The organism is Rhodococcus sp. 06-1474-1B (assembly GCF_002258885.1).
Classification (GTDB): Bacteria; Actinomycetota; Actinomycetes; order Mycobacteriales; family Mycobacteriaceae; genus Rhodococcoides; species Rhodococcoides fascians.
Map to the genome: position 1 here is coordinate 111,889 of NZ_NOYR01000008.1, position 18,979 is coordinate 130,867.

Consider the following 18,979-nt stretch of genomic DNA (forward strand, 5'->3'; position numbering starts at 1 on the left):
CACGTCACACAGAGGAGACAGCAGTGAAAGCACTCAGATTCGTCGCAGAGAACAAGGCCGAGGTTGCCGACCTCGATATCCCGGCGATAGCGGCAGACGAGGTTCTGATCGCCGCACGGTCGGTCGGCGTCTGCCATTCCGATATCGAACTGCTCGAGGGCCGCTACATCATCCCGTTCGAGTACCCGATCATCCCCGGCCACGAGTGGTCCGGTGAGGTGGCGAAGGTGGGTGCCGACGTCGACGGCTTCCAGGTGGGCGACCGTGTCGTCGGAGAATGCGTCATCGGCGAGGACCATTTCGGGTTCTCCATCAGCGGCGCAGCGGCGGAGTTCTTCGTCGTCAAACCCGCCTGGCTGCACAAGCTTCCCGACGAGGTCTCGTTCACCAGCGGCGCACTCGTCGAACCGTTCAGCTGCGGTTACTACGGGTTGATGCGCGCCGGAAACGTCAACGCGAGCGACGTACTCGTCGTGCTCGGAGCCGGACCGATCGGGCTCGGGGTGGTTGCCGGTGGCGCCGCGCTCGGGGCGACGACCATCGTGGTCGAACCTTCCGAGGGCCGCCGGCAGGCGGCGCTGAAACTCGGTGCTGCACACGCGGTCACTCCGGACGAGGTGGACGAGCTGCTCGGCAAGGTGAGCAACGGCCGAGGTGCCGATGTCGTCGTCGAGGCAACGGGCCGTCCCGAGGTGATGGCCAGTGCACTCGAACTCGCCGGACATCGCGCCCGGGTGGTGTACATCGGTATCGACGTCGGACGATCGGCACCGGCGAAACTGGGGCTCATCCAATCCAAGGAACTCGACATCCGTGGCGCGATCGGCTCGCCGGGCGTGTGGCCGGCGACGCTGCGTTTCATCGCCAGGAGCGGGCTCGATCTCGGTGGACTGGTGACCCGTGAAATCGCGGCCGACGACGCCGTGACCGCTCTCGACGAGGCACAGAAGCCGGCCGAGAACATCAAGGTGCACATCACCTTCGACGCAACTCTCTGAAATCCCGAAACCCATACGACACCGAGGACCTTTCATGTCTCGTCTGACCGACAAAGTCGCCATCGTCACCGGATCCGGCAAGGGGATGGGCCGTGCCATGGCAACGCTGTTCGCTGCGCAAGGAGCCGCTGTCGCCGTCACCGACGTCTCCGAGAAGGACGGAGTGGAGACCGTCCGACTGATCGAGGAACAGGGCGGCCGGGCGGCGTTCTGGCGATTGGATGTCAGTGACGAAGCCGAGGTGTCCTCGGTGTTCGAGCAGGTGTCCGCGGAGTTCGGGAAGCTCGACATCCTCGTCAACAACGCAGGTATCTCGGGTGTCGACAAGCCCACCCACGAGGTCACCGAAGCGGAATGGGATGCAGTCTTCGCGGTGGATGTGAAGGGCGTCTTCTTCTGCACCAAGCACGCGATCGGGCACCTACGGGCCAACGGCGGCGGCAGCATCGTCAACATCTCGTCGATCTACGGACTCGTCGGATCGCACGAGATGGCCCCGTATCACGCCGCCAAAGGCGCGGTCACGATCATGACGAAGAAGGACGCGGTGACGTACGGACGCGACGGCATCAGGGTGAACTCCGTCCACCCGGGCACCATCCTGACTCCGTTCGTGCGTGAACTGGCCGAACGCAGCGAAGGCGGGCTGCGCGGCTACCTCGACATCATGGAACCCAAGCATCCGATCGGTCACGTCGGTGAGCCGGAGGACGTCGCCAACGCCGTGCTGTTCCTGGCCAGTGACGAGGCCCGCTTCGTGCACGGTGCCGCGCTGGTGGTCGACGGCGGTTACACGGCGGTGTGAGACCGCATCATTTCTGCCGACCGACCACGAACCAGATTGCGACACAGGTCTCGTCGTGCGGATTGCTCAGTCGATGCGGAATGGACGAGTCGAAATGGAGACTGTCACCCGGGCCGAGCACCTGCCGGGCGAAGGCCACCTGAATCTCCAATCGTCCGGACAGGATGTGGATGTACTCCTTGCCTCCGTGGTTCATCAGATTGTCTGCGGGGCAGGATTCGGTTCCAGCCGGGTAGGTGACGCGGAGGAACTCCACGTCCGGGTCGTCGTCCGGCGTCAGGCGTTCCCAACGCACACCCCCGAGATACAACTCGGGTCGTTCGTCGGCCCGCTGCAGGCCGGGAAGCGCTCCCACCTCCGGGAGCGGCTGAACCGAGGACGCTCGCGCAGTGCCGTTCGCGTGGGCTACCTCGGTTCGGTCCGCGAGCTTCGGCCGAGTCGACGGTGTAGGCCGCGGGGATTCGAGGTCATGCGGTGCTACGTCCTCGGCCATCAGAGAGTCGAGCGAAAGACCCAACTCGGTGACCATGGCGTACAGCGTGCCCACCGAGGGTGCCGTCCGTCCGAGCTCGACCTGAGAGATGAAGCTGGGGGACAGATGAACTCGACGTGCCATCTCCCGCAACGACATGTTCGCCTTCTCGCGCGCTCCGCGCAGTCGCAAGCCCATCTGCGCGTTCATCTGAACGGCTGTCTCGGCCGATTCGACCTCGACGCTCTCTTCGGTCATTCTTCCGTCGCCTCCCACCTCTGCAATCAACGTCGCCCCCTGATGCCGGGTGTACGCACCCACTGGACGGACCGTAGTGCATCGATTGTCTCATTGCTCGGTCATTCCGCTGTTCCACGTTCTCGCAAAGGTTTTCGTGCCGTAACCGCTTGGCACTGAACATGTGCAGTGTTACTCTACACTCAAGAAGTAGCGTGCATCACATTCGAAATTCGTCCAGGAGGAATTGTGCCCGACACCATGCAAGCGGCCGTGTACTACGGCGCGCGCGACATCCGCGTCGAGGAGGTTCCGGTTCCGCGACGCGCGTCGGGTGAAGCGCTCGTCCGTGTTCTGCGCTCGGGTATCTGCGGCACCGACGCCTCGGAATGGGTGGCCGGACCCAAGACCTTCCCGGTGCTGCGGCGGCACCCCAACAGTGGACATCAGGGCCCGTTGATCCTCGGCCACGAATTCGTCGGCGAGGTGGTCGAAGCAAACCCCGACTCCGAGAACAAGATCGGAGATCTGGTGGCTACCGGGGCCGGAATCTGGTGTGGCACATGCCGACGATGCAAAGAAGGCCGCACCAACCAGTGCGCGACCTACAAGACCCTCGGACTCAACGTCGACGGCGGCATGGCGGAGTACGTGAGCGTCCCGTCGAAGACGCTGCGAGCGTTGCCCGAAGGACTGTCCGTCGACTATGCCGGACTCGCTCAGCCATTGGCCGTCGGCATTCACGCTGCGCGGCGCTCGGGTGCCCGTGACGGTGACAACGTCGTCGTCATCGGTGCCGGTGCCATCGGTTCGTTCGTCCTCGCCGGCCTGAAGCACCTGGTGGATGTCGATGTCACCGTCGTCGACTTCCCGGGGAAGCGGCTCGATCGTGCGACGCGCCTCGGAGCGCATCGCACACTGACTCCGTCCGAGGACCTCGGCGCGCAGATCATCGAGGCACTGGGCGGAAAGAAGCCGGACGTCGTCATCGAAGCAAGTGGAGCGCCCGGCCAATTGGTCTCGGCGTTGACCATGGTGGCCGATGGCGGCCGCGTACTCGCAGTAGGAATTCCCAAAGAGAAACCGGAGCTGGACGTGCATTCGCTCGTTTTCCGAGAGATCACTCTCGAGACCACCTTGGCCCACGTATGCGACACCGATCTACCTGCCGCACTGGACATTCTGAACACCGGACCGCTCGGCCAGGAGCTGGCCGAGGCGCCTGTGGGGCTGGCAGATCTGCCCGCGGCGCTGGAGCGGCTCTCGACCGGCAAGGTCGAAGGCAAGGTCCTCATCGATCCGGCGCTCCGATGAGCGCGCCCAGCAAGGCGGCGCTCGTCATCGGCGCCACCGGGATTGCCGGCCAGACGATCTCGCGTCAGCTCGTCGACGCAGGATGGACCACCTACGGTCTGGCCCGCGGCACGACCAATCCGGTCGAGGGCGTGGTGCCGGTCTCGGCGAATCTGCTCGATCCGGAGTCGTTGGCTGCAGCACTCGACGGCGTCGACCCGGAGATCGTGTTCATCACGGCCTGGATGAAGCAGGACTCGGAGGCCGAGAACATCGAGGTCAACGGCAGCATCATCCGCAACGTCCTCGGTGCAATGAAGGGCAAGTCCGCGCTGCGTCACGTCGCGCTGATGACCGGCCTGAAGCACTATCTCGGCCCGTTCGACGATTACGCGACCGGTGTCATGGCCGAAACTCCGTTCCACGAGAGCGAACCCAGGCTGCCGAACCCGAACTTCTACTACACCCAAGAGGACGAACTGTTCGCGGCGTCAGAAGAGCAGGGGTTCACCTGGAGTGTGCACCGAGCGCACACCGTCTTCGGTTACGCGGTGGGGAACGCGATGAACATGGCGCTCACTCTGGGCGTGTACGCCGAGATCTGCCGCGAGACCGGTGCGCCGTTCGTGTTCCCCGGGTCGGATACCCAGTGGAACGGCTTGACCGACATCACCGATGCGGACCTTCTCGCCGAGCAGATGATCTGGGCGGCAACACATGTCGAGGGTGAGAACGAAGCCTTCAACATCGCGAACGGTGACGTGTTCCGATGGCGCTGGATGTGGCCACAGATCGCGGAGGCGTTCGGCGTCGAACCTGTCGGTTTCGCCGATGCCCCCAAGCCGCTCGCCGAACGAATGGGTGATGCCCCGAAGGTGTGGGCCGAGATCGCGGCGAAGCACGATCTGGTCGAAGCAGATGTCGATCGTCTGGCGTCCTGGTGGCATACGGACGGCGACCTGGGCCGCGACATCGAATGCCTGACCGATATGACGAAGAGCCGCAAGGCCGGTTTCCTCGGGTTCCGATCCACGTTCGAGAGTTTCACGGACAAGACCGAGAGTTACCGCGCGGCCGGAATCCTCCCAAGGAGTCAGCGATGAACGAACAGTCTCAGTTCACGAACAAGGGTGCGATCGTCACCGGCGCCGGCAGCGGCATCGGCCGGGCAGTGGCGCATCGGCTGGCGTCGTTGGGTGCCCGAGTGCTCGCCGTCGACATGAACATGGCGGCCGCAGAGCGCACGGCTGCGGAGTCGGAGGGCGAGATCCATCCGTTCGCCGCCGATGTGTCCGTTCACGATCAGGTGAAGGCGTATGCGGACGCCGCGACCTCGCTGATCGGCGAACCGCGACTGTTCTTCAACAACGCCGGGGTCGAGGGAGTGCACAAGTCCATCGTCGATACCACCGAGAGCGAATGGCGATCGGTGGTGGACGTCAACCTCAACGGAATGTTCTTCGGACTGAAGAACGTGCTCCCGCTGCTGCAGCGGTCCGGGGGTGGAGCGGTGGTCAACACCGGTTCGATTCTCAGCCTCAAGGGCGCTCCTGATCGCTCCGACTACGTGGTGACCAAGCACGCCGTTCTGGGGCTGACGCGCAGTGCTGCAGCCGAATCCGCGGCCCACGGCATTCGGGTGAACTGCATCTGCCCCGGACCGGTCGACACTCCGTTGATGTCGAGGTCCGAAAGTCTGGTCAACCCGCACGATCCGAACTTCGAGCGCGACCGGTTCATCGAAGGCACACCGCTTCGGCGGTACGGATCTCCCGAGGAGATCGCCGAGCTGGTGGTCTTCCTGCTGCGCGAGGACGTCGGCTATCAGACCGGTTCCGCGGTCACCATCGACGGCGGAATCACCGCGGTCTGACGCAGGACCTCGCCCCTTCACACAGATTTTTCGACTTCAGGAGAAAGCTATGCGCGCTGCGGTATTTCACGACCGACACGATGTACGGGTAGAAGACGTTCCGGCCCCGAAGGTGGGCCCGGGCGAGGTTCTGCTTCGACCGTTCTTCTGCGGCATCTGCGGAACGGACCTGCACGAGTACGCCTTCGGTCCGATCGTCATTCCGACCGAACCCCACGCACTCACCGGTGCGAAAGCGCCGCAGGTGTTCGGACACGAATTCTCGGCGCGCGTAGTCGAGATCGGCTCCGACGTCGAGTCGGTCGCGGTGGGCGATCGCGTGTCGGTGATGCCGCTCGTCACCTGCGGTAAGTGCTACTACTGCCGACGCGGACTGAACCATCTGTGTGTGATCATGGCCTGCACCGGTCTGAGCTGGGGCGGCGGCGGAATCTCCGAACTGGTTGCGGTGCAGGAACAACAGGTGTCGGTGCTACCGGACAGCGTCAGTGATGTCCAGGGCGCGCTGATCGAGCCGGCAGCGGTGGCCGCCTACGGCGTCGACTGCACCGGGTTGCGCGCCGGGGACACCATTCTCATCACCGGTGCGGGACCGATCGGTGCCCTGTCCGCTCTGTATGCGCATGCGTCGGGCGCGGCAAAGATCATCGTCTCGGAGCCGAATGCCAAGCGCCGCGCGCTGATCGAGGCATTCGGTATCGCAGAGGTACTGGATCCGACGGTGCAGGACGTGCCCGCCGCCGTTCGCGCCCTCACCGGCGGTATCGGAGTCGACGCCGCAGCGGAATGCTCGGGTCACCAGCACGGATTGACGGCCGCACTCGACAGCGTCCGCTCCGGAGGAACCGTCGCGCAGGTCGGTCTGCACGTCAAGCCCGCGACAATCGATCCCATGGCCATGTCCAACAAGGACCTGACTCTGGTGGGCACCTGGTGCTACCCGGTATACGACTGGCCGCGCATCATCGCGCTGGTCGCCTCCGGACGCTACCCGGTGGAGAAAGTGGTCAGCGAGATCATCGACGTCGAGAACATCGTCGCCGACGGATTCGAGCGGCTGCTGGATCCGAACGGTGACGCGCAGAAGCTTCTGGTGCGAGTCGGCGACGCACCGACGTCCTGATCGACACCGAAGAGCACACTTTATGGCCCGCCCCACGCTAGGAGAGACAATGCACATCGGATTCGCCGGAGTCGGCCGCATGGGTACCCACATGGTGCGCCGCTTCCTCGAGGCGGGCCACACGGTCACCGCCTACGACCTGTACCTGACGCCCGATACCGCGCCGGCTGAACTGGTCGATCTGGGAATGACGATCACCACGACGCCCGCCGATCTGGCGCGAGCCGAGATTTCATTCAGCATGTTGCCCGACGCGGCAGCGACCGAGGAGGTGCTGTTCGGTGAGCACGGAATCGCGACAGCCGGTGCGGCGGAACACCTTCATGTGGTGATGGGAACGGTAGGACCGACCGCCGTGCGCGAGTTCGCCGAGCGCGCAGCAGGATCGGGCACCGCGGTTGTCGACGCCCCGGTATCGGGCAGTGTGAGCCTGGCCGAGACCGGGCAGATCACGACCATGGTCGGGTGCGACGACAAACAGTTCACCTACCTGAAGCCGGTACTGGAGGCAGTGACGCGCGCTCAGTTCCACACCGGTGCGGCCGGTACTGCTTCGGTGGCCAAGCTTGCCGTCAATTCGGTTCTCGCTGCATTGAACCAGGCCGTTGCCGAAGCACTGATTCTCGGTGAGTCGGCTGGCTTGTCACCGGCCGCCCTGTACGAGGTGTTGGGCTCGAGCGCGGTAGCTGCGCCGTACGTCGGCTACAAGAAGGAACACTTTCTCGATCCGGCCGCAGCGGGCGTGGCATTTCCGTTGTCGCTCTTGCACAAGGACGTCGGCCTCGGACTCGCGTTGGCCCGCGACCATGCTCTCGAGCTACCGCAGGCCACCACCGTCGGGAACGTCCTGGACCGGGCGCTGGACTCAGGACTCGGGGCCAAGGACATGGCTGCGGTGCTCGAATTCTTGCAGTCGTCCGAGCGCTGACCGTCAGACCATCGCCTCGTACACCGCCCTCACGTATTGCTCCGCTCGCTCCGAACCGATGATGCCCGGCCCCATGCGGTTCATCACGTACGAGATGGTCAGTTTCGATTCCGGGTGCAGAACGGTCAGTGATCCGCCCCAGCCACCCCAGAAGCAGATCTTGCCGTCGGGGATGTAGGGCATCGATTCCTGTTGCGGCAGAGCAAAGCCCAGGCCGAAACGCAACGGAATGCCCAGCGCCAGATCGACCCCGTTGGACTGCTCCTCGAAGATCGTGTCGATGGTCTCCGGGCTCAGTAGTCGTACGCCGTCCACGGTTCCGCCTCGGGAGATGATCGACAGGATTCTCGCGACGGATCGTGCGTTGCCGTGTCCGTTCAGCGCGCCCATGTCCGCGGCACGCCACGCCGCGGTGTTCGCGGACGAGGCCTGCACCAACGGTCCGAGAAAGGTTTTGCGACGCACCATCGTCGGATCGGGCACAGCATCGTCGGTGGGTGGCGGCGGCGGAACGACATCGGCGATTCGATCCCAGTCGGCCTCGGCGGCACCGATCTGGAAGTCGGCACCGAGCGGGCCGGCAATCTCCTCGGCCACGAACTGCCGCAATGATTTTCCGGTGACGCGGCGGACGACTTCCCCGATCAGGTGGCCTTGGCTGGCCGCGTGATATCCCGATGTCGTGCGCGATTCCCACCACGGAGCCTGCGCAGCCAGGCGTGAAGTAGAGAGTTCCCAACCGTAGAGGTCCTCTTCGCTGAAAGGCCTGTCCCATCCCGAGACGCCGGAGGTGTGCGACATCAGATGCCGAACTGCGATGTCCTGCTTGCCTTCGGCGGCGAACTCGGGCCAGTACGTCGCGACCGGCGCATCCGGATCGAGCACCCCACGGTCGATGAGCATCAACGCGGCCAAGCACGTCACCATCTTTGTCGTCGACCACACGTTGGTGATCGTGTCCGACTCCCACGGAAGGCTGCGCTCGGTGTCGCGGTAGCCGCCCCACAGGTCGACGGCCGTGTGGCCGTCGATGTCGATCACGATGGACGCGCCGAGTTCTTCCCCGCTATCGAAGTTGGCCGCCAACTTCTCGCGCACCGCAGTGAAGGCCGAGTCGCAGTGACCGTCAATTGCCATGTGATGCCCCCAGAACGCGGTGAACGGCCAGTTCGACGTAGTTGTCAGCAACGTCGTCGATGCTCAGCTCGCCGCCGTCGTGGAACCAGTTGCTGATGCCATTGAGCATGTCGGTCAACGCAAAGGATGCCAATCGCGCATCCGGGACGGTGAATTCGCCGCTCCGCATACCCGCGGTGATCACGTCGCGGACGCGTCGTTGGTACTGACGGCGATAGTCCTCGACAACAGTGCGGTGCTCGGGGGTGAGCGAGGCCAGCTCGTGCAGGCCCACGATGTACTCCACCCGTCGGCGATTGAGATGCACCAGGTGCGCGCGCACCAGAGACGACATGCGCTCGGTGGGGGTTCCGGCCGCGTCGAGCAGCGGCAGGTTCTCCTCGGCCGGTTCCTGCGTCACCGTCAGACAGATCGCGAACAGGATGTCTTCCTTGGACGGGAAGTGGTGGTAGAGACTGGCACCCTTGATGCCGACGGCGTCGGCGATATCGCGCATCCCGACATTCGAGTAACCCTCACGCGCAAAGATATTCGCGGCATTGGCCACGATGTCCTCTCGTCGTTGTCGGGTCCGAACCTGACGGGGGAGAGCGGTGACCTCGGATGGCTGCGTCATACGGTTTCCTCGACCGCCGCCAGCAGTCGCAGTTCACGCTTGAGGATCTTGCCCTGCGGGTCGACGGGAAGTTCGGCCACGATGTGGACCGATTTCGGGGCCTTGTACGACGCCAACTCGGTGCGGCAGTATTCGATGATCGCGGCCGGGTCGGCGGTGACTCCATCGCGGGCGATGACGAAGGCGGTCACGGCCTCGGACCAATACGGGTCGGGCACGCCGACGACAGCGGCGCGCAGCACGTCCGGGTGCGTGTGGATGGTGCGTTCCACTTCCTGCGACGACACGTTCATCCCTCCCGACTTGATCATGTCCTTCATCCGATCGTAGAAGAACAGGTTGCCGTCGGCGTCGATCCGGACCATGTCGCCGGTGTGCACCCAGTCGTCGCGGAACACCTCGGCGGTGCGCTCGGGGTCCTTGAAATAGCCGAGCATCACCGACGGAGTGCGGCAGAGCAATTCACCGATCTCGCTCTCGTTGCCCGCGGGGTCCACCACTTTGATCTCGAGGTGGGTGACGGGCTTTCCGATCCACGACGCGTCGCCGTCGGGGATGTCGTCGAGGGTGGAGAACCAGCCGACCGAGCCCAGCTGCGAGAGTTCCGACTGTCCCCAGTAGGTGCCCCAGATCGCATCGGGTGCGGCGGCGGCCCAGGCGCTGATCGTGTGCGGTGACACCTGACCACCGTAGGTGAGGCAGCGCCGTACCTGGCTCACGGCCTCCGGGCCGAACTGCTCGTCACGGGCCAGGGCCAGGTAGAACGTCGGCGTCTGCGCGATGACGGAGATCTTCTCGGCGGCGATGATGCGCAGCGACTGAGCAGGATCGACCGTTGCGGGCAGCACCAGGGTCGCGCCCATCAGCGTGAGGGTGGTCATCGAGCCGAGCCCGGCGATGGTGTGGAAGGGCATGACGAACAGCCAGGTGTCCTCCGGTCCGGTGCGCAGACCCCAGCTCCACGCGGGCGCAGTGGAGATCAGGAAGTTGCGGTGCGGAATCATGACGCCCTTGGGGGCCGCTTCGGTTCCCGAGGTGTAGATGACCATCGCGACGTCGTTCTCGTCCATCTCGACGTCCGGCTCGGTGGACGGCGTGTTCGCCGTCAGTGCGGCGTATTCGGTACCGAAGGTCACCAGGGTGGTGGTGTCGGGCTTCACCGAGGCGATGATCTCGGCGTAGGCCGGATCGGCCACCACCACAGTCGGTTCCGCGTGTTCGAGTTGATGCTTCACCTCGGCGGCGCGATACATCACGTTGATGCCGGTGAAGGCCGCACCGGCCTTGAGTGTTCCGTAATACGCCACCACCACATCGACGCTGTTACGAGCCATCGATGCGACGCGGTCACCTGCTGTCACCCCGAGATCGACCAGCAGGTTGGCGAATTGATTTGCGCGAGAATCCAGTTCGCCGTAAGTGGTGACCTGCCGGGTGCCGTCCGCCGCATAGCTGATGAAGGCGACCTTGTTCGGCTGCGTCCGCGCATGGCGACGCAGTTGATCGCCGATGGTGGCGCGGCCGATGGGGGAGCGGTGGTGGATGGCAGTACCGGGCACGGCGGACTCCTTCAGATGCTGTGGTTTTACAGTGCAGGCGAGAGGGCAGCGGAGTCGAACATCGGCTGCGAGAACGTCTCTGCTGCAACGATCTGCTCGACGGGATCGCGAGTGAGCTTGCGCGGGAACGACTTCTCGGGATACCCGACGGCGATGTGCGCGGCGGTGATGTAGTCGTCCGGGATGCCGAGCAGTTCGCGAATGGCGGGTTCCTCGTGGCACAGCAACGTCGTCACCGCGGTCGCGACGCCCTGGTCGCGCAGACTCAGGCACAGGTTCTGCACGGTGGGGTAGATGGATGCGCCGCCGACGACGGAGAGCCGGCCGAGTTCGTGGTCGGTGGGGTGCAGTCCGTCCAGCGCGGCGCAGACCACCACGATGGCGGGCACCTCGTGAAGGTGGCGGGCGAAGTAGTCGGCGTCCTGCACGGTCTTGGGCAATGCACCGACGGCGACGGTTCCGCCGGTGATGCCGGCGAAGTAGGCGTCCCACATCGGCAGGTAGAGATCGGCGAGGGCCTGCTTGCGGGCTGCGTCGCGTACGACGATCCACCGCACCGGCTGACGGTTGCCGCCCTGCGGGCCGAAGCGAGCGACGTCGAAGGCGGCCTTGAACACCTCGTCGGGAACAGGATCGCTGAGGTACCGCCTGCAGGTGCCGGTGGTGCGCATCGCCTCGGTGAGTTCCATGGGTGTGTCCCTTCGCCTGTCCGCTGTTAGGTAGTGCCATGAAGCATCATGTGGCGTGGGCCACATTGTCAAGGGTTCAGGTGCTGCGAATTTCGAGACCACGAATCCCTTGCGCGAGGTTGCCTAACCGTGGTTAGTTGAGCTGTCGGAGTCGGATTGAGCAGCGCGCAACAGGAGGTACCGGTGTCCACAGACGCAGCAACGGCAGCGGAGACCGTGGGTGGAGTCGATCGGGACCGACTCTCGCGGGCTCTCATCGCAGCCAACCTGCCCACGCTGGTGGCGGTGCTCTATCAGTTGACCGGCGATCCCATGTGGCTCGCCGATCCGTATCGCCCTACGCGTAGTCGGGGGATGGACAACAACGACACGGGCGGATTCGACGACGAAGTTGCCCACCGCATCCGTTCCGCAGCGCTCGACGCGATCTGTGCGTTCCACGAGGGCACGCCCATGGCGGTGCCCTCACCCGACTCGGAGCACCTCGTCGAGATGATCAGCGTGGCCGTCGGTGAGCAGGTCCCTCCCGAGTTCGGCGTCATGGTCGCCGAGGACATGGGCTTCACCGCCGCGGACACTCCGGTGGCCGCGCCGAACGATCTGTCGGTCATCGTGATCGGTGCCGGTGTCTCCGGAATGCTCGCCGCCATCAAGCTGCATGAGGCAGGCATCAACCACGTTGTGCTGGAGAAGAACTCCGACGTGGGCGGCGGCTGGTTCGAGAACACCTACCCCGGTGCCGGCGTCGACACCCCCAGTCACCTGTACTCCTACTCCTTCGCGCCGCGGGCGTGGAGCACCCACTTCGGCAAGCGCGACGAGGTGTGGCAGTACCTCAGCGATATCGCGTCCGAACACGATCTGCGCCAACGTATTCGCTTCGACACCGAGGTGGCGACGGTTGAGTACGACGCCCAGCGACAGGGCTGGACCGTTATGACGGTTGACGGCGAAACGCTGACCGCCGACGTGGTGATCACCGCGACCGGTCAGCTCAATCGGCCGAAGGTGCCTCACATTCCCGGGCTCGAGTCGTTCGACGGCCCGATCTTCCACACGGCGAACTGGCCGGCCGATCTGGATCTGACCGGCAAGCGCGTCGCCATCGTCGGAACCGGGGCCAGTGCCATGCAAGTGCTGCCGGCCATCGCGTCGACGGTGGGGCATGCGACGGTCTTTCAGCGTTCGCCGCAGTGGGTGTCGTCGAGCGACGTGTACTTCACCGAGATGGGCGAAGACGCCAACTACCTGATGGATGTCGTTCCGCTGTATCGGCTTTGGTACCGGACCAGGCTGGCCTGGAACTTCAACGATCGGGTGCACAGCTCGCTGCAGGTCGATCCTGATTGGGAGCATCCGCAGCGCTCGATCAACCCGGTGAACGACGCCCATCGACGCGTCTTCACTCGCTACATCGAGGCCGAGCTCGAGGGCCGACCGGACCTGATCGAGAAGTCGTTGCCGGACTACCCGCCCTTCGGCAAGCGGATGCTCCTCGACAACGGCTGGTACGCCGCGCTCAAGCGCGACAACGTCACCCTCATCGCCGGCGCTGTCTCCTCGATCACTGCCAACTCGGTTGTGGCACGCGATGGTTCGGAGACCGAGGTCGATGTGGTGATCCTCGCGACGGGATTCGAGACCCACAAGCTGCTGACGCCGATCGACGTGCGCGGACGATCGGGTGAGTCCATCCGCGATATCTGGGGTCCCGAAGATGCGCACGCGTACCTCGGCATCACTGTCCCGGACTTCCCGAACTTCTTCATCACGTGCGGTCCCGGAACGGTATTGGGCCACGGCGGCAGTTACATCACCATCGCGGAATGTCAGGTCCGCTACATCGTCGATGTGTTGATCGACATGGTGGACAAGCGAATCGGAGCCATCGAGTGCAAGGCCGACGTGGAGACGGAGTATGTCCGCAAACACGACGAGGCGCACGCGAAGATGATCTGGTCGCACGGCGGCATGGACAACTGGTACCGCAACGACGCTGGACGCGTGGTCTCGACATTGCCATGGCGTATCGTCGACTACTGGGAAATGACGAGGCGGGCCGATCTCAATGACTTCGTCATGGAGCCTCGATTGGACGAGGCTCGCTGATCGGGTGGATGTCGCCTGAACGCCGTTAGTACGCGAGACCGTATGGGCCTATAACGCCGACGATGTCCGAATTCCATGCAAGGCTCGGCGGTGCACACTCACCCCGAACGATCGAATGGAGCGCGCGTCGATGGAACGAACGGCAGTCAACCCGGTGCGATGGTCGGTGGACATGGGATTCAACCAAGGGGAGATCGTCTCGGGGCAGGCTCGGACTCTCTATCTCTCCGGCCAGACGTCGACGGGCGATGACGGCTCACCTCAGCACCCCGATGACATGGGCGCGCAGTTGTCCCTGTGCCTCGACAACATGGAAGCCGTTCTCGCCAAAGCGAATATGTCCTTAGCGAACCTCGTCCGGCTCAACGTCTACACCACCGATGTCGACGCGTTGCTGCCGCACTACGGCGACTTGGCGGCGCGGCTGGGCGCGGCGGGCGTCAAGCCGACCAGCACCCTGCTCGGGGTCACCCGACTCGCGATCCCCAGTCTGCTGGTCGAACTCGAGGGCACCGCGGTCGGGTAGATCGACTACCGGGCTATGGCGAGGCGGGCCGCGACCTCGTCATGGAGGCTCGACTGGATGAGGCTCGCTGATCAGTTGGATGTCGCCTGCTGCATCGAGAGCACGAATCCGTGTCCGCTGCCCGCGTCGCAGATCATCGCTTCGACGCGGGAGAAACACGTGAACCCGTTGAAGGTGATGGATGTGTTGTACTCCAACACTTTCTGCCCCTCGGCACCGAACACCCCCTGGTTGAAACACGTGGGCGTGACGTGCCCCGGGTCGAGATAGAAGCCCTTCGACAGCATGTCGACGGTGAACGTGGTGTTCGGTGCGCAATCGGCTTCGGCACCTGCAGGCACCGGAGCATCGGCGGCCTGACAGCCGGAGGAGAATGGGCCCGACCCGATCTTGCAATACACGTTGCCGGACGGGGACTTCCACGCAACCTGGTTGTCGGGCACCGAGTAGGTGGCCGGGTCCACTGGCGTGATGGGTGCGGTGTTGTTCGCCGGATCGGCAGCCGTCGGCTTCGATTCGGTTGCCTGAGGCGCTTGTGTCGCACTACCGGCATCGTCACTGTCGGAGTCCGTCGGTGCCGCGATGGTCACCTGCGGAGGTGCCGGCATCTGCACGGCCGCACTGGTGGACGGGGCCGGATCAGCAGCGGGTGTTTCCTGACTGCCACATGCCGTCAGTGCCGCAGTGGTGAGCACTGCGGTCAGCGTGAGTTTTCAGAACTCCCTCATCAGAATGCGATGTTGACGTCGCGGGAGATCATGAAGCCTCGGTCGCCGTCGTAGCAGGTGATGCCGGCCTCGGTGGAGCGACAGAATGTGCCGGTGACTCCGATGACCTGGCCGTATTCCAAGACTCGAGGGCGTTCAGGTCCGCCGACGAAGATGCCCTGATTGGTGCAGATCTGATCGACGGTGCCGTCTTGGTTGATCTTCACCCCGTAGGTGTTGTTCTCGGTGTTGAGGCACTCGCGGCCGGTGTTGCCCGGCACCGAGTAGCGGACCTGGCAGCCCACGATGGTCCCGGGCGCATTTGAGGAGTTGAATCCGCAGAACACGTTCCCGCTGGGGGACTGGAAGAAGTACTGTCCTCCGGCTTGCTCGAAGTCGCGTGCATCGACGTTGACGTCGTCGCGGTTCGGGGCGGGCGGTACGGCTGGTGTGCCCGTGGCGGTGGGAATTGCTTGTACTGGGGTGACCACGTCGGGAGCCTGCCCGAATCCGCCTGAGCCGCTGCCACCGTCGGAGTCGGAGTACGCGTTGGCCGACGGATCCGCCGCGCTGGTGACGGGCGCTGCTTCGGTGCTCACCTGCTCCTCGGAGCCGCAGGCGGTGACTGCGAATGCGGTCGCCGCAATCACTGCGCAGGTGGCCACGAATCTGCGGGTTCGACTCATTGGTTCGTCCTCACCGGTGGCTGCGAAGTGCGTCACCTCTGATCAATGAATCGAACGGGCGAAGTGGTCTGTTAACGTCTTTCGTGTCACGACCCCGTCACGAATCGGTATAGGAGTGGTTCTTTTGTCGCTGTGGCTGCGAGGGTGGGTCGGGTAAAGACTCAAGAACCACTTGATGTTTCAGGTTCAACCTGGAGTTCTTGGTTCGATGTCACGAACGACCCGGTATCTCGTTGTGCGACATGATCGAAAGGTATGCAGTATGCCAAAGTCATTGCGGCGAGCGGTAGTAGCGACGGCTCTCACCGTTCCCTTGGTGTTCGGCATCGGAGCGGGAACGGCCGTGGCAGCGCCGCAGACCACGCTGCTCCAGATTCCGGTCGTCACCGGTTTCCAGATCGCACCGGGAGCAGTGCCCGGTGGGCTGTTCCAGACCATTCCGATGAAGGCCACGGTCGGTACCGAGCCGGGTGTTCTGCTGTTGTCCGCGGCGAATATCGCGCCGTATGCAGACCAGTATCCGTACCGAAGTCTCGGTGTGAACTGGCGAAACTGGGACATCGGCTTCCGTGGAAGCGCGGGACTGCGGCATTGGCAGGACAACCCCAACCCTGGCCCGCCCAACGACCTGCCGCCGCTACACAGTGAGCAGTATCCGCGCGAAGTAGCTCTGCCCACCGGCAGTGGGTGGGTCGAGATCACCGTGACCCACTACCGCGATTACTACGACGGCGAGCCGTACGCCGACACGCTGATCCCGGGCAAAGGCTTGATCTACGTGCCGTGATCGCACCTACGAAAGGCAACTCGATGAGGAAATCAATCCGATGCGGTGTCGCCGCCCTGGCGCTGTCCGTCCCCCTGGCCTTCGGCGTAGGTGCCGGAACTGCAACCGCTGCGCCGCAAGAGTCGGTACTGCAGGTGCCTGTCGTCACCGGGCCGGAATTCGTCCCTGCGGGCGTTCCCGGCGGACTGATTCAGACCATCCCGATTCGCGCGGTGGTCGGCGAGAAGCCGGGTGAGGTGCGCTTCTCGGCCGCCGACATCCGGCCGTACTACTACCAGTTCGCTTACCGGCACCTGACGGTCGACTGGCGCAACCTGTCCACCGGTGAGGCAGGCTCCGCCGGCTTGCGGCACTGGAACGACGAGATCGATCGGACTCAGCCGGCTAATCAGGGTGGTCCGCAGGCCTACCGCCTGCCGACCGAGGTGACGGTTCGCACGGGTACAGGGCCGGTGTTCGTAACGGTGACCCACGACCGCGAGAATCCTGATGCGTCGAACGCGCTGATCCCCGGCTTGGGTGTGCTGTTGGTGCCATGATGTGTGGCATTGGCCGCCGTACTGCGAAAGGTTCCATGCTCGTATCACTAGGGATTGCAAGCTGATTCAGAACAACGTGGGTGCGGTGTAGCGGCCGTTCCGTGCTTCGTTCAATCGGGCGCTCCAGCGCTGCACGAGCCACATTTCGACGAGTTCGGGGCTGGTTCCGATGTCGGTGGCCCATCCGGTGATGAGTTCGACGTAGCGGTCGTAACGGCGACGAGTGAACCCGGTGACCGACGGGTCTTCGAGCCACCCTTCGTGGATGAGGGTCGAGACTCCGTACTGGTCGATTAGTTGTGCCGGGCCACCGTAGACCGATGCCTTGACGGCCCACAGGAACGTGGCCATGAGGGACATTCCGACGCCGGGTGCATCGGGCCATCCGGACCAGGTCGAGTTCGGATGGTCGGGCACTGCGCGGTTTCGGACACAGCTGTCGAGGACAGCGAGAGTCTTGGCGACGGGGTTCTCGTCGGGACGGCTGAGGTGCGGGTTCATGACATCCGGGAATCGCCGCATCGCTCTGCGGTGCCGATGGCTGCCCTGCCACGCCGCGCAGAGAAACAGCAGTCCGAGTGAATCATGTTCGCCTACAGCCAGATCGGTGCCGATCCGTAGATCGTTGCGCTGCACGGTCGCAGCGCCGTATTCGACGATCTCGCCGTCGAGGTTGCGCCCGCGCAGCCGAAGGTCGTGCCCCGCCCGGTCGAGGTGGCCGTTCCACCAATCAAGGTCAACCTCCACACCGTCGTCGAGGACGTGCAAGTCGTAGCTGCGGTGCTGACACCACTGCACACAGGCCGTGGGCGGCGGAAACCCCTCGTCGAGTCGTGACATACCGCCATCGAAGCATCGGGTACCGACACATTCGGCGGCGTTTTCGATGTCCCTGCGAACTGTCGGCCCCATATGGAACTGTGGGGTCTGGTTAGCCATCAGAACGAACAGGGGAGTGCCGGTGCCCGTTGCCGACAATGCTGTCGACAGGCCACTCGTGGCATGGGACATATTAAGCAACGCTTGCGATCACCCCGGCTCTCTGAACTTGCGCAGACGGTGGATGAGGTTCGGCATCTGTGCGGCGTGGTGGCGACGCTGCTCGAAAATAGATGATCACAGAAGAAGGGGACCGACTTGGCCAAAGACGATCCACACATGCCCGATCTCATTGCGCAACGGGACTCGAAGACCGCAGTCCGATTGTGGAAGCAGTACTTTGCGCTTGATCCACTAGGCAGGCCGAGCTTCAGTGGGTCGCAGTTCGAGAGGTTTCGGGGCGGCGGCGATAAGGCGACCCGGGACGTGTTCACCTCGGATGACCTGGTGGCGGTCTCGCTGCTGAGCGTCAATGTGCCCGCGCAGTCGGCGTTGCGCATCCTTGGCCCGGACGCTGACCGCTGCAGTGCACTACTCGGAGCGATCCCCACAGGACTTACACTCGCGGATTCGCCAGAGTCCACTATTGGCACGGGGTCGTCTGCGGCGCAGCTGTGGCGCTTGTTGCGCCAGTCGTCGACTCCGAAACGGGGCGCACACGACGGAATCGGCAAGACGACGACGAGCAAACTCATCGCCCGAAAAAGACCTGACCTGATTCCTGTGTGGGACAGCGTTGTGACCGGCCTGACTGGTCAGGACAGCAAGGGCAGCTGGGTATGGCTGCGATCGGAGCTACGCGGCTCCGATTCGTCACTCGACCGGTGGATCAGAAACACTGCGCCGGACGAACTGATGGACATCTCCACCATTCGGCTATTGGACGTACTTCTATGGATGGTGGGCTCTGGTCGACATCGAGGATGAAGCAGAGCGTCTCGGACAAACTATCTGTCGAAATATGCACGACGCGGTCAGGAGAAGGAGAACGACCGTCTATCGACAAACGACGGTTG

The 18,979-nt window shown here is 63.9% G+C and carries 20 protein-coding genes; 12 read left to right on the top strand and 8 right to left on the bottom strand.

Features of this window, described 5'->3' with window-relative positions; translation table 11 throughout:
- Window positions 1-23 precede the first annotated feature (23 nt).
- Window positions 24-998: a zinc-dependent alcohol dehydrogenase gene (locus CH266_RS02030; protein ID WP_094714554.1), complete on the top strand. Its 975-nt coding sequence runs from the start codon at window positions 24-26 to the stop codon at window positions 996-998.
- A gap of 34 nt (window positions 999-1,032) precedes the next feature.
- Window positions 1,033-1,803, top strand: a complete 771-nt coding sequence (locus tag CH266_RS02035) for an SDR family NAD(P)-dependent oxidoreductase (protein ID WP_094714555.1) — start codon at window positions 1,033-1,035, stop codon at window positions 1,801-1,803.
- Window positions 1,804-1,810: 7 nt separating this feature from the next.
- Here the strand turns inward: CH266_RS02035 and CH266_RS02040 are convergent, their stop codons facing one another.
- Window positions 1,811-2,533: a helix-turn-helix domain-containing protein gene (locus tag CH266_RS02040; RefSeq protein WP_094714651.1), complete on the bottom strand. Its 723-nt coding sequence runs from the start codon at window positions 2,531-2,533 to the stop codon at window positions 1,811-1,813.
- A gap of 228 nt (window positions 2,534-2,761) precedes the next feature.
- Here CH266_RS02040 and CH266_RS02045 point away from each other — a divergent pair, with 228 nt between their 5' ends.
- From CH266_RS02045 to CH266_RS02065, 5 genes are read left to right on the top strand one after another with little or no spacing between them, the layout of a single operon-like run.
- The gene (locus CH266_RS02045) at window positions 2,762-3,826 is read left to right on the top strand and encodes a zinc-dependent alcohol dehydrogenase (RefSeq protein WP_094714556.1); all 1,065 of its coding nucleotides are present in this window, start codon (window positions 2,762-2,764) and stop codon (window positions 3,824-3,826) included.
- Window positions 3,823-4,908: an SDR family oxidoreductase gene (locus CH266_RS02050; protein ID WP_094714557.1), complete on the top strand. Its 1,086-nt coding sequence runs from the start codon at window positions 3,823-3,825 to the stop codon at window positions 4,906-4,908. The genes CH266_RS02045 and CH266_RS02050 overlap by 4 nt, the downstream gene beginning before the upstream one ends.
- A complete protein-coding gene (locus tag CH266_RS02055; protein ID WP_094714558.1) occupies window positions 4,905-5,678 on the top strand; it encodes an SDR family NAD(P)-dependent oxidoreductase in 774 nt (257 codons plus the stop codon). The genes CH266_RS02050 and CH266_RS02055 overlap by 4 nt, the downstream gene beginning before the upstream one ends.
- 49 nt (window positions 5,679-5,727) lie before the next feature.
- Entirely contained in the window at window positions 5,728-6,801 is a 1,074-nt protein-coding gene (locus CH266_RS02060; RefSeq protein ID WP_032384831.1) for a 2,3-butanediol dehydrogenase, read from the top strand.
- Window positions 6,802-6,850: 49 nt separating this feature from the next.
- Window positions 6,851-7,729: an NAD(P)-dependent oxidoreductase gene (locus CH266_RS02065; RefSeq protein ID WP_094714652.1), complete on the top strand. Its 879-nt coding sequence runs from the start codon at window positions 6,851-6,853 to the stop codon at window positions 7,727-7,729.
- A gap of 3 nt (window positions 7,730-7,732) precedes the next feature.
- Here the strand turns inward: CH266_RS02065 and CH266_RS02070 are convergent, their stop codons facing one another.
- The 4 genes from CH266_RS02070 to CH266_RS02085 are packed head-to-tail and all read right to left on the bottom strand — an operon-like array spanning window position 7,733 to window position 11,730.
- Window positions 7,733-8,866, bottom strand: a complete 1,134-nt coding sequence (locus CH266_RS02070) for a serine hydrolase domain-containing protein (RefSeq protein ID WP_094714559.1) — start codon at window positions 8,864-8,866, stop codon at window positions 7,733-7,735.
- Entirely contained in the window at window positions 8,856-9,482 is a 627-nt protein-coding gene (locus tag CH266_RS02075; RefSeq protein WP_094714560.1) for a TetR/AcrR family transcriptional regulator, read from the bottom strand. The genes CH266_RS02070 and CH266_RS02075 overlap by 11 nt, the downstream gene beginning before the upstream one ends.
- Window positions 9,479-11,041 (bottom strand): class I adenylate-forming enzyme family protein, encoded by a 1,563-nt coding sequence (locus CH266_RS02080; protein WP_094714561.1) that lies wholly within the window; start codon window positions 11,039-11,041, stop codon window positions 9,479-9,481. The genes CH266_RS02075 and CH266_RS02080 overlap by 4 nt, the downstream gene beginning before the upstream one ends.
- Before the next feature lie 26 nt (window positions 11,042-11,067).
- Window positions 11,068-11,730 (bottom strand): nitroreductase family protein, encoded by a 663-nt coding sequence (locus tag CH266_RS02085; RefSeq protein ID WP_027497814.1) that lies wholly within the window; start codon window positions 11,728-11,730, stop codon window positions 11,068-11,070.
- Between the two features lie 183 nt (window positions 11,731-11,913).
- On the opposite strand from CH266_RS02085, the gene CH266_RS02090 reads away from it, so the two are divergent.
- Together CH266_RS02090 and CH266_RS02095 are read left to right on the top strand one after the other, a co-directional pair.
- Window positions 11,914-13,839, top strand: coding sequence for a flavin-containing monooxygenase (locus CH266_RS02090; RefSeq protein ID WP_176456982.1), 1,926 nt, complete (start codon window positions 11,914-11,916; stop codon window positions 13,837-13,839).
- Between the two features lie 130 nt (window positions 13,840-13,969).
- Window positions 13,970-14,365 (top strand): RidA family protein, encoded by a 396-nt coding sequence (locus CH266_RS02095; protein ID WP_094714562.1) that lies wholly within the window; start codon window positions 13,970-13,972, stop codon window positions 14,363-14,365.
- A gap of 71 nt (window positions 14,366-14,436) precedes the next feature.
- Here CH266_RS02095 and CH266_RS02100 read toward each other — a convergent pair whose 3' ends face one another.
- Entirely contained in the window at window positions 14,437-15,060 is a 624-nt protein-coding gene (locus CH266_RS02100) for a hypothetical protein (RefSeq protein WP_094714563.1), read from the bottom strand.
- A gap of 32 nt (window positions 15,061-15,092) precedes the next feature.
- Complete coding sequence (locus CH266_RS02105; RefSeq protein WP_094714654.1) at window positions 15,093-15,758, bottom strand: hypothetical protein; 666 nt, start codon at window positions 15,756-15,758, stop codon at window positions 15,093-15,095.
- A gap of 262 nt (window positions 15,759-16,020) precedes the next feature.
- On the opposite strand from CH266_RS02105, the gene CH266_RS02110 reads away from it, so the two are divergent.
- Window positions 16,021-16,545 (top strand): hypothetical protein, encoded by a 525-nt coding sequence (locus tag CH266_RS02110; protein WP_094714564.1) that lies wholly within the window; start codon window positions 16,021-16,023, stop codon window positions 16,543-16,545.
- A 23-nt stretch (window positions 16,546-16,568) separates the two neighbouring features.
- Window positions 16,569-17,084, top strand: a complete 516-nt coding sequence (locus CH266_RS02115; protein WP_255175813.1) for a hypothetical protein — start codon at window positions 16,569-16,571, stop codon at window positions 17,082-17,084.
- Window positions 17,085-17,150: 66 nt separating this feature from the next.
- Here the strand turns inward: CH266_RS02115 and CH266_RS02120 are convergent, their stop codons facing one another.
- Window positions 17,151-17,924, bottom strand: a complete 774-nt coding sequence (locus tag CH266_RS02120) for an 8-oxoguanine DNA glycosylase OGG fold protein (RefSeq protein WP_094714656.1) — start codon at window positions 17,922-17,924, stop codon at window positions 17,151-17,153.
- A gap of 318 nt (window positions 17,925-18,242) precedes the next feature.
- On the opposite strand from CH266_RS02120, the gene CH266_RS02125 reads away from it, so the two are divergent.
- Window positions 18,243-18,890, top strand: coding sequence for a DUF6308 family protein (locus tag CH266_RS02125; protein WP_094714565.1), 648 nt, complete (start codon window positions 18,243-18,245; stop codon window positions 18,888-18,890).
- The last annotated feature ends 89 nt before the right edge of the window (window positions 18,891-18,979 follow it).

Excerpts from the sequence above, each read along its gene's own strand:
- CH266_RS02035 (WP_094714555.1), top strand. The coding sequence starts at position 1,033 with ATGTCTCGTCTGACCGACAAAGTCGCCATCGTCACCGGATCCGGCAAG.
- CH266_RS02040 (WP_094714651.1), bottom strand. The coding sequence starts at position 2,533 with ATGACCGAAGAGAGCGTCGAGGTCGAATCGGCCGAGACAGCCGTTCAG.
- CH266_RS02050 (WP_094714557.1), top strand. The coding sequence starts at position 3,823 with ATGAGCGCGCCCAGCAAGGCGGCGCTCGTCATCGGCGCCACCGGGATT.
- CH266_RS02055 (WP_094714558.1), top strand. The coding sequence starts at position 4,905 with ATGAACGAACAGTCTCAGTTCACGAACAAGGGTGCGATCGTCACCGGC.
- CH266_RS02060 (WP_032384831.1), top strand. The coding sequence starts at position 5,728 with ATGCGCGCTGCGGTATTTCACGACCGACACGATGTACGGGTAGAAGAC.
- CH266_RS02065 (WP_094714652.1), top strand. The coding sequence starts at position 6,851 with ATGCACATCGGATTCGCCGGAGTCGGCCGCATGGGTACCCACATGGTG.
- CH266_RS02070 (WP_094714559.1), bottom strand. The coding sequence starts at position 8,866 with ATGGCAATTGACGGTCACTGCGACTCGGCCTTCACTGCGGTGCGCGAG.
- CH266_RS02075 (WP_094714560.1), bottom strand. The coding sequence starts at position 9,482 with ATGACGCAGCCATCCGAGGTCACCGCTCTCCCCCGTCAGGTTCGGACC.
- CH266_RS02085 (WP_027497814.1), bottom strand. The coding sequence starts at position 11,730 with ATGGAACTCACCGAGGCGATGCGCACCACCGGCACCTGCAGGCGGTAC.
- CH266_RS02095 (WP_094714562.1), top strand. The coding sequence starts at position 13,970 with ATGGAACGAACGGCAGTCAACCCGGTGCGATGGTCGGTGGACATGGGA.
- CH266_RS02105 (WP_094714654.1), bottom strand. The coding sequence starts at position 15,758 with ATGAGTCGAACCCGCAGATTCGTGGCCACCTGCGCAGTGATTGCGGCG.
- CH266_RS02110 (WP_094714564.1), top strand. The coding sequence starts at position 16,021 with ATGCCAAAGTCATTGCGGCGAGCGGTAGTAGCGACGGCTCTCACCGTT.
- CH266_RS02115 (WP_255175813.1), top strand. The coding sequence starts at position 16,569 with ATGAGGAAATCAATCCGATGCGGTGTCGCCGCCCTGGCGCTGTCCGTC.
- CH266_RS02120 (WP_094714656.1), bottom strand. The coding sequence starts at position 17,924 with ATGTCACGACTCGACGAGGGGTTTCCGCCGCCCACGGCCTGTGTGCAG.
- CH266_RS02125 (WP_094714565.1), top strand. The coding sequence starts at position 18,243 with ATGCCCGATCTCATTGCGCAACGGGACTCGAAGACCGCAGTCCGATTG.